Below are 12,377 nucleotides of genomic sequence, written 5' to 3'. Positions count from 1 at the left end.
TTTTTCTATTAAGTAAATTGTTTATCTGAAGCTTGAGTTACATTATAACCTCAATCTTTTAATTTATTTGCAAGTTGTCCACTTGTATCTGTTACTTCAATTTGTTTATTACCAACTTTTAAACTATCACTATAATCAAAATATTTTTCTAAATTTTGACGACCTTTTTCTGTTATATTGTTTCCTGTAATTCTAATTTTTGTAGTAGCATTACCATTACTAAATTTAATTTTTGGTTTAATTGGACTATTTTCTCCAGTTGATAGATGTTCTAAATTAGCATCATTTAACTCATCAGCTGAAATTTCAAAATGACTATTATCATTAAATAATGTTAATTCAGCAATTTTTCTAGGTTTATTTGATGGGTTATATTCATCATCAAATCTTAACCCTTTTAATGACTTAATTCCTGTTACTCTTGAAAAATCTAAACCAGTTGGATAACTATTATCACCTAATGATCTATCAGGACTAAGTCCAGGACCAAATGCTCCTTGGAAAAATGGTTCATTGTTTCTTGCATAATAAACCATTCTTAATCCATCATTGATTCTTTGGTAACTATTATTTTCAAAATCTTTTTGATCAAATGCTAAAGTGTTAAAAGTAATTCTAGTTGTAATTTTTTGATGCGATGAATATTGAGCGCTTACATTGTAGTCAATTGTATTTATTCAAGTTGTATTTCTTAAAGCTAATGGATTATAGGATCATGAGTTTCTTAGTGAATTTCCATTAGTATATAAAGATAATTCTTTAATTTTTTTATTTTCTAAAGCAATTAAACTGGCTGTATTTGTTGCTTTATCTGAAAAGAATAGCTCTAGTTGTGGAATATCTTCTGGCAGTGCAGATAAAATCTCAATAAATTTTTGATCTGAACTAATTTCACCCATATTTTTAATTCTATAAGAAATAATTTTTTCAGAATGTGATTTAAATTTTTCTATTAATTCTTTAGATTTTTCATAAGCTTTTGTATTTGAGACATCCAATTCTAAAACTAATCCTGAATTAATTTTTCCTTCAGCATTAGTTTTGTTATCTCTAGTTAATCTACTAATTGTGATTCCATCGTCTTTTGAAAAACCAAAACTAGAAGTAAAATCATTTGTAACATCTTTTTTAGTTCAACCAGGATAAGTTCCATTTTCAATTCTATCTGATGATCTATTATAATATTGATCATAATCAAAAACTCTATAAGTAGAATTATCTCTTTGTAATCTTGATGTTACTGTATTATATGCATCAGGTGGTCCTCAACCATTTGAATCAATTTCACCATTTTCATTAATAAAAGCACTTCTTGGTGAAATTGTTAAACCTTCTTTTAAATATTTTTCTGAAGTTGAAGCAATTTTGGTAAATTTAGAATGGTCTAAATTATTAATTAATCAAAGATATTCTTGTGTTTTAGTTTTAAATTCACCTTTTAGTTTAGGATATTGTATTTTTGCTTCTGGTTTTAAATATTCTATTACATTTTTAGAATCTAATAATCTTTTATAACGTTCAATACTTGAGTTAAAAAAATCTGAATTTTGTTTTGAAATAGCTTCTAGATTTTCTAGGGCCTTATGAATATTATCTTTATTTTCTTCAATTTCTCTAGAAATGACATTAGTTAGTGTATTTTGAAATAATCCAGCACCTTTATCATAACCTTCACCACCAGTTAATGAATTTTTAACAACACTATCTCTTAATGCTTGTGTTACTTCAATACTTAATATTTTTTCAACTATATGGTTTTGATAGGGTCTAGTTGGATTAGCAATATTTCTAGATTTGTCTTGATCATGAACAATAAATCCAGGAGGTGCTTCAATTTCAGCGTTAACTGTAACTCCATTTATAACAATTTGAGATTTTACTTTAGCTCTACTTGGTTTATTTATAGTAGTTTCAGGCTTAATAATTTCTGGTTTTGGTTCGGGTTTTGCCACTTCTTTTATTTCTTTTTCTTCTTTTTTAGGAATTATTAGTTTGTCTTGATCTTTTTTATTAGTTTCTCTAATAATTCTTTCATGATTTGGTTTTAGTTTATTATCTCTATTTGAAACTATTGCATCATCAATCGGATTATTTATTGGGGTTAATTCAGCATCAGTTATTCCATTTGAAGAAGTTTCAAAAGAAATATTAGCATCTGAAATAGAATAATAAATTACTGATCCAAATGATAAAGAAGTAGCTAAACTAGCAACTAAGGTATACGTTAAAATCTTATTCTTTTTCTTTTTTAAAAAATACACTTTTATTCTCCTTAGAAATAAAATATAGTTTTTCTTTTTGTTTAGCATTTTATAATAATATAAAAAATTAAAAAAAACACATAAGCTAACTTAAGATATTCAATATTAAAATTTTAATTAAAAAATCTTTTGGTAATTAACTAAAAGATCTTGTGATTTATATTATTTTGCTTTGCTATCTTTAAATTTAAAATTTTCAGGAACTTCATTGAATCCATTACTAAATAATGCGCTCTTCTTATTATTGTATTTAGTATTCATAACTTCTCTATAAGATCTTCCTAATTGTTGATCTTTTCCACCACCATAAATTAAATCATATTGACCTAATTTATAATTACCAAATAGATTATTATAATCATAACCATTAGATCTAAATGCAGCAGCTAAACCAGTTTTTGCAACATAATTTGCTGCGTGAAATACTGCAATTAATTTATTATCTTTTGTTCTAACACTAGACCCAGAAGCTCCACCAGCTGGCGCATAAAATCTTGGTAGTATTTCTAATCCATAATTAAAGTAATGTTTAACTTTCTTTTCTTTTTCATCATAAAGTGTATATAAATCATTACCGATTCTATGAACTGCTAAAAATGCATCAGTTAATCCTGGTTTATCTATAAATGATCTATATCCAATTTGATATGATAAGAAATTTCCTTTTTCTAGTTCATAATCTTTAAATGAACTAGTATAACCTTCTTTTTTCACTATATTTTTATAATATTTATATTCACTATTTACTCATAATGAAAAATCATATTTTTGGTAATCTAATTGCTTTTGGTCATAGTATTTTTCTAAATAATAATCTTCTTTTGAAGAAGGATAACCTAAAATATAAAAACTATTTAAATCTTTATAGTTTTTTACATCTTCAGGTTTGTTATGATTAAAATCAAGTTTTCTATCAAATGTATTATAGAATTGATCTTCTAACAGCGAATTAGATTCAAATTGAACTTTAGATTTACTATTTTGATAATCATTAGTAATTTTTTTAATTAATTCTTCTTGATCACTTGGAGATTTATCAGAAATTTCAGTTTTTTCATTTCAAATAGAACGTTTGTAATCATCTGTTTTTAATAGTTTTTCAAAATCTATTTCAATAACAGCAAAATCAGCAAATATTCCAGCATCTTTATATTTTTCTTTTTGTTCTTTTTCTAGCAATTCAACTGGGCTACTTTCTTTTTTTATAAAGTCAGTTGCATGATAAATAGCAGTAACAGCATCACTAATTTTGCTTTTATTTTCTTGTGCTTCAAAAGTAAAAGTTGTAAAGTTTTTATCAAAACTGTTTATATTAAAAGTTTGACCAACATTTATATCAGAATTAATTCTAGTTAATGATACTGAAATTAGATCATTTTTTATAGCTTTAGCAACGTGTGAATTTGTTCCAAAATAAAACTTGGTTGGAATTTTACTATTATCTTCAGTAAGATAATCCATTATTCACATAGTTCCAGATTCAGAAGTTTGAAAAATCTTTTCTTCTTTTTTCTTTTTATATTTTTCAATTTCTTCTCTTTGCCATTTAACTAATCCATCTCTTTTTAAAGAAGACAAAGTTTCTTTTTCTTTTTCATAATCTTTTTTTAATTGTTCTTTTTTATCGTTAAAGCCTTTAATTACTGTAGTTAACTCAGGATCAGTTGTAGCAATATCTTTTTCTACTAAATTTAAGTCATATTTAAGATTTTGTTCTAATTGTCATAATTGTCTAGCAATATAAGCTTCAATCTGTTTATCACTTCACTTATTAAATAGATTTATATAATATTCAGCCTCAGCTATTTCTTGAGCATAATCTTTTCAACCTTTAAAACTTACTTGAAAAGTTTGAATAGCAGCTGTCTTATATGTTTCATTTGGTATAGTTCTAGCTAGTCCATTAGTTTTTGCTTTTTCAATTCTACCTAGTGAATCAATTGGCGAAGGACCTTTTATAGTTTCTGAAGCATCATTGATTTTCAATCCATCAACTTTACCATCTTTATAAACAGGTAAGGTAAACCCCTTTAATGCAGCATTATAATAACTATCAAAATTGCTTGATTCAGCTTGTTTATCAAAGCTTTTAATATCATTATCACTAGCTTCTAAACCTCTAAATCTTTTTAAATCAATAGAACCTTTAGATCCACCAAATTCGGCTTCCAGTCTAGAAATGTATTTATCATTATCAAATTTAAATCTTTCTTTTTGACTAATATTTGTATATTTAGTATAACCTGTTTCACCATTAAAATAAGCTAACTCATCAACTACTTTATGACCAGATCTATCAACTGTATTTTTAGTATTTAAACCAGTTATTTTAAAATTTTTAGTTTTCGCTTTATTTGTTGAAGCATTTTTAAATTCAATAAAAACAGTAGCATCATTTACTACAGAAAATGGATTATCAGAATCTTCAATTTTTATATTAGTAACACTAGCATTAACTTGCTTTTCATATCTATCTTTAAAAGTGATTAATATATCATTATTACTTAATCTTGTAGGTAAAACACTTTCTTTACTAATCAAATCACCTGATGGATCTTTAAACTTAATATCAGCATACTTTAGAATATCATTTTCATTATTAATAGAATCAACTAAATTTATAAACTCATTATCACTTAAAGGTCTATTAATAGTTTTTTTAGTTTGTGGTTTGCAAGAAATAAGTAAAGTAAGTGGAATAAGTAAAGTTGATGAAGAAATTAACATTAATAATTTATTAAATTTTTTCATTATTTATCTTTCCTTTAAAATTAAGTAAATGATCTAGTGTTTGAATCTGAAACACTATACCCTCATGATTTTAATTGTTCTTTTAATTGATTTGAACTTGAATCAACTTGAATTTGTTTACCAGCAAATTTTAAGCTTTCACTATATTCAAAGTATTTTTCAAGATTTTTTCTACCTGATTCAGATAACTGATTAGAACCACTTATTCTTATTCCTCTAGTTGAGCTTCCGTTACTAAAGTTAATTTTTGGTTTTTCAGGACTTCCTTCTCCAGTTGATAAATGTTCTAAATTAGCTTTATCTAATTCATCTGCAGATATTTCAAAAAAATCTTCATTATTATATAAAGTTAATTCAGTAATTTTTCTAGATCTATTTGATGAATCATATTCATCATGAAAAATTAAACCTCTTAATGATTTAATACCTGTTACCCTAGAAAAGTCTAATTTAGATGGATAACTATTATCTCCTATTTTTTTATCAGGAGTAAGTCCAGGACCAAATGCTCCTTGGAAAAATGGTTCATTGTTTCTTGCATAATAAACCATTCTTAATCCATCATTGATTCTTTGATAATTTTGATCATTTTTATAATCATCTTTATCAAAAGCTAATGTATTAAAAGTGATTCTTGTTGATATTTTTTCGTGCTTAGGATAATCATAACTAACATTGTAATCTAAATTGTTAATATATGTTGTATTTCTAAAGGATAACGGATTATATGATCAAGAATTTCTTAGTGAATTTCCATTAGTATATAAAGATAATTCTTTAATTTTTTTATTTTCTAAAGCAATTAGGCTGGCTGTATTTGTTGCTTTATCTGAAAAGAATAGCTCTAGTTGTGGAATTTCTTCAGGAAGTTCATCTAATATTTGTTTAAAACTTTGAGAGGTATCAACATCACCCATATTTTTAATTCTATAAGAAGTAATTTTTTCAGTATGACCTTTAAATTGTTTGATTAAATTTTGAGCTTTTTTATATGCATTTGGATTAGAAACATCTAATTCTAAAACTAAACCAGTATTTATTTTTCCTGTTGATTCAGTTTGTTTTTCTCTAGTTAATCTACTTATTGTAATTCCTTCTCCATCAGAAAAATTAAACTTACTTGTAAATTCAGAAGTTACATTTTCTTTTTTTCAACCGGGAAAATTGCCACTATCAATATCTCCAGGACTTCTTGTTTGTCATGCATCATAGTCAAAAACTCTATAAGTTGAATTATCTCTTTGCATTCTAGCAGTTACAGTATTATATTCTCCAGGTGGACCTCATGAATAAGAGTCAATTTCTCCATTCTCGTTAATAAAAGCATTTCTTGGTGAAATTGTTAAACCTTCTTTTAGATATTTTTCTGATCTAGAAGCTATTGTAGTGAATTTTTTCTGATCTAAATTATGAATTAATCAAATGTATTCTTGTGTTTTAGTTTTGAATTTACCTTTTAATTCTGGATATTCTTTTTGACCTTTTTCAGTTAAAAATTCTGACACTCTAGAAGAATCTAATAATTTTTGATAGCGTTCTATATTATTTTTAAAAAATTCTGAATTAACTTTTCCAATTGCTTCTAATGTTTCTAAAGCCTTTATCACATCTGAAGCATCTTTCAGCTCACTATCAAATACCTGCATTAATGTGTTATTAAATAAGCCTGCACCTCTATCTTCATGACCGTCAGGAGCAGATAATACATTATTTAAAACACTCTTTCTCAATTCATCAGTTACTTCAATACTAATAATTTTACCAACTGTATGATTTTGATAAGGCTTAGTAGGATTTGTTATTTTTCTATCTATATCTTGTTTATGAACATAAAAACCTGGAGGTCCTTCAATCTCAGCTTCAACACTTACTCCATTTATTGTAATCCTAGTTTTTGATCTACTAGTAGTTTGTCTAACTGCGGGACTATCAGGTTTATTGATTTCAGGCTTAGGTTGAACTTTTGCTACATCTTGTTCTTTTTCTTTTTTAACAGGAATTATTAATTTATCTTCTTTAGTCTTATCAGATTCTTTAATGACTTTTTCTGAACTTGGTTTTAATTTATTATCTCTATTTGAGATTAGTGCATCATTGGTTGCATTATTAATTGGAGTTAATTCAGCATCAGTTATTCCATTTGAAGAAGTTTCAAAAGAAATATTAGCATCTGAAATAGAATAATAGATTACTGAACCAAATGATAAAGAAGTAGTTAAACTAGCTATTAATGCATACATTAAAATCTTGTTTTTTTTCTTTTTTAAAAAATACACCATTATTCTCCTTGAATAGAATTTAATTTATATTACTAATTTGTTATTTAACTATAATATTTTAAAGCATTTTTTTTCATATACAATAAATTAGTCATTTTATAAGTAATGAAAAATAAAAAAAATGTTAATATATCAAGCTATACTTAAAATACATATCATTATAAATAATTTATTTAGTAAAGTTTTGAACAATGAAAAAGTTGAAGTATATTTAATTCATTCGATATTGTATAAATATTTCTTATCAACCAATTTAAAATCTATTAGAAACTAAAAAAACAACAAACACTAAGTAATTTTGTTAAATGAATTGATGATAAAAAACAAATTAAAAATACAATTATTAGTGGCAGTGTCTAATAACTAAACAATTTAATAACTATATTGAACTGTTATAAGTGGTGTTATATTTTATTTAATTACAACTCAAAAACGCTACTATGATATTATTAATGATTTAAATGAAGAACTAATTAATGTCTTATAATATAACTAAATTTTTTTTAAAACTAATTGAATCACTAAAAAATAAAAAACTTTATTTTGACAACTTCAAATTCTTTAATGTATTTTGTCTTTATATGTCTTTTAATTTATTTTTACATCTAATAGATAAAATAAGAAATTTATCATTTTTGCCACTATAGGTTTAAAATATCAATAATATTGTCAGTATATTTCTTTTCACTTGTATAGTGTCATTTTTTAGTTGTACCATCTAAATACTTATTAGCTGAACTTAATCTTTCCATTATTTGATTAAACGAGAATCTCTCTGTTAATCCTTTTTCTTCAAATTCTTTTTTCATTCTTGAAGTGATTATAGAACTTATTAAGTTTATAAATTCAGTAGCAATTACACTTGTGTTTTGCTGTACTCTTACAAAATCCAGTTCAACAATGTTTTTATAGAAGTTGAAAAATTCTTCAATTTCTCATCTTGTTTTGTAAAGATCATATATTTGTTTTAAAGATAAATCTTCGTTGGAAATAAAAGTAATTGTTCCAAAAAGATTTTCTTTTTCTTGTAAAAGTTCGTTATTAAAACTTTGTTCACGATTAACTTTATCTAAATAAGCTCTTCTTTCTTGGCTGTAGTCATTTGTGCTTTTAAATGAATATAAAAATTCGCCTTGATCTAGTTTTGCTTTTTTACATAAAATAATATCTTCATCAGAATTGAAAGTCATTTCATATTTAGATAACTCTAAAGCTTTGATTCTTTTATCGTTTCTTTTAATAGGGAAAAGATTTTTAACATTTTTCTTTTGAGTATTTAATTTATCTAAACTTTCTTTAGAAAGAATTCCTTTATCTCCCATGATTAAGCAATTATTTAGTGAAAATTCATCAATAAATCTATTGAACGCCATTGTATCTAGTGTGTTTCTTTGAAAAACCTTACTTGCAATGGGTTCTTTTTTGTTTAGGTCAAAAGCATATAGAACAGAAATGTTTTGCACCCCTTTAGTTCTAGCTTTTCACAATCATTTTGTAAAATCAGAACTTTTAGAACTACATTTTTTTAACATACCATCAATTACAATAGTAGACCCAGGAGAAACAGTATCGATTCTATTTTGAATGAATTGTTTGATGCATTTGTAGTTATATCCTAACTTTTCTAAAAACCTTGAAATGTTACTAGATGAAAGTCCTATACCTGGAAATTGTTCAGAGAAAAATGAACATTGATATTTTCTATTAATTTCTCGATTAGTGATATTTCCATAAGCTGCTCTAATAATTGCTATTGCATAAATTATTTTTGCATCTGAAGGATTATAAACTTTGCAAAGATCTTCAAATACATCTTTTGATAATTTATAAGCAATTTCAGTTCTTCCGAATTGTTTTATGTCACACAAAGCAAAGTTGAGTCTACTTGTTTTAGTTTCTACATATTCAAAGTTTATTATTTCACCGATTTTACCCAGTTCTACAGGAACAGATTTTCCATTTTTTCAAACACTTGTTCTTTTAATAACATCATATCTATTTCCATTTTTCTTTACTCTTGTATTTTTTGGTCTTTCGACAGCTAATATCTCTTTTGGTATAGGCATTTTCCTTCTCCTTATGTAGTGCTTTAGTCACTATAATTGTATTATATTTTTCGTTCTTTTTCTATAGTTTTTAGCTGTTTTTTTATATATTTTTTTCTATAAAAATCCTAGGTTTTATCGATATTTTAGCAAAATAGGCAAAAAAAATAGCATTTCAGCTATTTTTCATATATTTCTATAGTGGTTTTAACGGAAAGTTCTTAATAAAATAATTTTTTATATAAAAAAGTCCTAAATGGACTTTCAAGTTATTTGGTAGTTAAATTTTAATATAATATCCTTCATATTCATAAGATTTAACTATACCTTTTATAAAAGTTTTTCTATCATTAATTTTATCTGTTAAATGCTTTTTTAATAGTTCTTTTAATTCAGCTGGATTAACAGTTGATCTAATCATAGCTGAAAGATAGCTATATTTATCAATAAACTCTCAATTAACTACTAACTTTAATCTTTTTTTTAATATTAAATCTAATCAAATTCTAGTTGATCTACCATTACCCTCTCTAAATGGATGACAAATATTCATTTCAACATATTTGTTAATAATCTCATCAAAAGTATTTTCAGGTAGTTTATCTATTTTTTTAAATTATCATCTAAAAATAATAAAGAAGCAAACATAAAATTATTTTTTGAAATATTAACTTTTCTCATTTCTCCAGCAAAATCAAATACATCTTGAAAAATATATTTATGAATTTGTTGTAAACCTTTTCATGTTCCAATTTCAAAAGTAGAGATAATATCTTTATTTCACAATTCTTGACAACGTTTTTTAGAAAGTTCAATTTCATATTCTTTTTCAATAAAATTTAATTTCATAATAAATCTCTTTTTAAAACAAATATCTCATAAACAAATTATATAGTTTATATAAAAATAAATTATTCTTTTATATTTCTAATTCATTAATTTGTAATACTCTCTTGTTTTTATTTTTATTAATAAACACTTAAGATATTTTAAATCTTTTAGTTTTTTAAAAACTACTATTAGTATTAAGTTTAAATAATTAAAATAATCCTAATAACTGTTTTAATTAATAACTAAAAAATAAAAGATTTTATAAATAGTTTTATATAATCAAAATATGGAAAATACAATAACTAATTTAATTGATATTGAAAATCTATTAACACTTGATTATGATACTTGTGTTGTTTTTTTGCTAATAAAATATGGAGAAGTTAAAGGTAATTATATTGTATATAGTAGATTTTTTAACACTATCAGTGAGAACTTAGAAATTAAAAAGTCTTGATATGGCTTAGAAATACATCATATAGATGAAGATAAAATTCCTAATTTATCATCAAAAGAAAATAGAGAATTATATATAAATGAACAAAAATCTGATCGTTTAGTTTATTGTAATTTAATTGAACATTTAGTTTTACATATAAAAATTTATCAAAAAACTAAAAACAATTTATCTAAAAACGGAATTAGGTTATTGATTAGAAAAATTAATGACTATTATTCTTATCATGAATTTGAAGATGAGAGAAACAAGTTGTTTTTTCACTCAGTTAAAGATAAAAAACTAGATTATTTTAAATGTCTATCTTATATTAATGATCATAAAATTTTAACTGGAAAGAACTGATTTGCTTGCTCTTTATTAGAAGATAAACATAATAATTTATATCAATTAAGTATTTTATATGATGAAATTGATACTTATTTAAAAGCAAGAATTTTACCAAAAGAAGTTAATGATAATATTAACTTACCACCAACTTTTAAACTAAATAAACTTTATGATTTAGATCATTATTTAAAACAAAGAAAAAGATTACTTGAACAACAAAAAGCTTTTCAAAAATTTAATCAACAATCTCAAGAAAATAAAAATAATGATAAGTGTCCTACTAATAGTTCATATAAACCAAGTATTTGATCTAAATATAAATGAGAATTTATTTTGATCTTTTTAATTTTAATTATGATCATATTTATTATTTTTATAATTACTCATTAAAAAAGAACTTAAATAATTTTCTACTATAGTTTAATCCCATTAAATTTTGTACTTTATTAAGTTTTTTATTAGCAATATGTCTAGCTTTATTAGCACCAAATTCTAATCATTGTTCAACTTGTTTTGAATTATATAGTTCTTTAAATTTTGTTTGAATTGGGATAATTTCATCAATTAAAGCTTGAGTTACATCATCTTTTAAATCTTTATAGTTTTTATTTTTTCAATGTTCTTCAGCTTGTTTAATTGAAATATTTTTTAACTGACAATAAATAGTAATTAAATTAGAAACTCCAGGTTTATTAATCAAATCATATTTAATTAAATTTTCTGAATCAGTAACTGCTGCTTTAATTTTTGTCTTAATTTCATCAATTGAATCTAATAAAGTAATTATTGATTTTGGATTATCACTAGATTTGCTCATTTTTTTACTAGGATCTTGAAGATCCATAATTTTAATTTCACTATTAATTAAAGGTTCTGGAATTTTAAACATTTCTCCATATTTATTATTCATTCTAATAGCAATATCTCTAGTAATTTCAATGTGTTGTTTTTGATCAATTCCAACTGGTACATATTTTGGATCATATAATAAAATGTCTGCTGCCATTAAAGCTGGATAAGTAAATAAACCTGTTGGAATATATCCTTTTCCATTAATTGATTCAGCTTTTAAAGATTTGTCTTTAAATTGAGTCATTCTAGATAATTCACCCATACTAGTGTTAGTTGTTAAAATTCAACCTAATTGAGCATGTTCTAAAACATCTGATTGTAAAAAAATAGTAGTCTTATTAATATCTAATCCACAAGCAAAATATAAAGCAGCAATTTCTTTAATATTTTTTTTCAATTTTTCTTTTTTTTGAGGTAGTGTAATTGCGTGTAAGTTAGCAATAAAAATAAATAAATCATATTCACTTTGATATTTTATAAAACGTTTTATTACTCCTAAGTAATTACCCAAAGTCATAGTTCCACTTGGAGTAATTCCTGAAACCATTATTTCTTTTTGCATATTTTTTCT

General features: G+C 24.2%; 8 protein-coding genes. 1 reads left to right on the top strand and 7 read right to left on the bottom strand.

Annotated elements, in window-relative coordinates; genetic code table 4:
- Window positions 1–8 precede the first annotated feature (8 nt).
- The 6 genes from V2P32_RS02030 to V2P32_RS02005 all read right to left on the bottom strand — a co-directional run bounded on the left by V2P32_RS02030 (window position 9) and on the right by V2P32_RS02005 (window position 10,185).
- Window positions 9–2,261, bottom strand: a complete 2,253-nt coding sequence (locus V2P32_RS02030; protein WP_434343874.1) for a putative immunoglobulin-blocking virulence protein — start codon at window positions 2,259–2,261, stop codon at window positions 9–11.
- A 162-nt stretch (window positions 2,262–2,423) separates the two neighbouring features.
- Window positions 2,424–5,012 (bottom strand): Ig-specific serine endopeptidase MIP, encoded by a 2,589-nt coding sequence (gene mip, locus V2P32_RS02025; RefSeq protein WP_434343873.1) that lies wholly within the window; start codon window positions 5,010–5,012, stop codon window positions 2,424–2,426.
- Between the two features lie 20 nt (window positions 5,013–5,032).
- A complete protein-coding gene (locus V2P32_RS02020) occupies window positions 5,033–7,288 on the bottom strand; it encodes a putative immunoglobulin-blocking virulence protein (RefSeq protein WP_434343988.1) in 2,256 nt (751 codons plus the stop codon).
- Between the two features lie 644 nt (window positions 7,289–7,932).
- A complete protein-coding gene (locus tag V2P32_RS02015) occupies window positions 7,933–9,357 on the bottom strand; it encodes a transposase (RefSeq protein ID WP_434343872.1) in 1,425 nt (474 codons plus the stop codon).
- A 259-nt stretch (window positions 9,358–9,616) separates the two neighbouring features.
- On the bottom strand, window positions 9,617–9,889 hold the full coding sequence (locus tag V2P32_RS02010) for a hypothetical protein (RefSeq protein WP_434343871.1): 273 nt from the start codon (window positions 9,887–9,889) through the stop codon (window positions 9,617–9,619).
- Between the two features lie 50 nt (window positions 9,890–9,939).
- Complete coding sequence (locus tag V2P32_RS02005) at window positions 9,940–10,185, bottom strand: cell division protein (protein WP_434343870.1); 246 nt, start codon at window positions 10,183–10,185, stop codon at window positions 9,940–9,942.
- 268 nt (window positions 10,186–10,453) lie between these two features.
- Between V2P32_RS02005 and V2P32_RS02000 the strand changes: the two genes are divergently transcribed.
- Window positions 10,454–11,344, top strand: a complete 891-nt coding sequence (locus V2P32_RS02000) for a hypothetical protein (protein ID WP_434343869.1) — start codon at window positions 10,454–10,456, stop codon at window positions 11,342–11,344.
- Here V2P32_RS02000 and trpS read toward each other — a convergent pair.
- Window positions 11,334–12,368 carry a tryptophan--tRNA ligase gene (gene trpS / locus V2P32_RS01995; RefSeq protein ID WP_434343868.1) on the bottom strand — a complete coding sequence of 345 codons (1,035 nt, stop codon included), beginning with the start codon at window positions 12,366–12,368 and terminating at the stop codon, window positions 11,334–11,336. The genes V2P32_RS02000 and trpS overlap by 11 nt on opposite strands.
- Window positions 12,369–12,377 lie beyond the last annotated feature (9 nt).

This window comes from Mycoplasma sp. 06067-C1-B144P-99-0482-3 (assembly GCF_051053925.1).
Taxonomy (GTDB): domain Bacteria; phylum Bacillota_I; class Bacilli_A; order Mycoplasmatales; family Mycoplasmataceae; genus Mycoplasma; species Mycoplasma leachii.
This window is presented reverse-complemented; position numbering and strand designations above follow the sequence as displayed.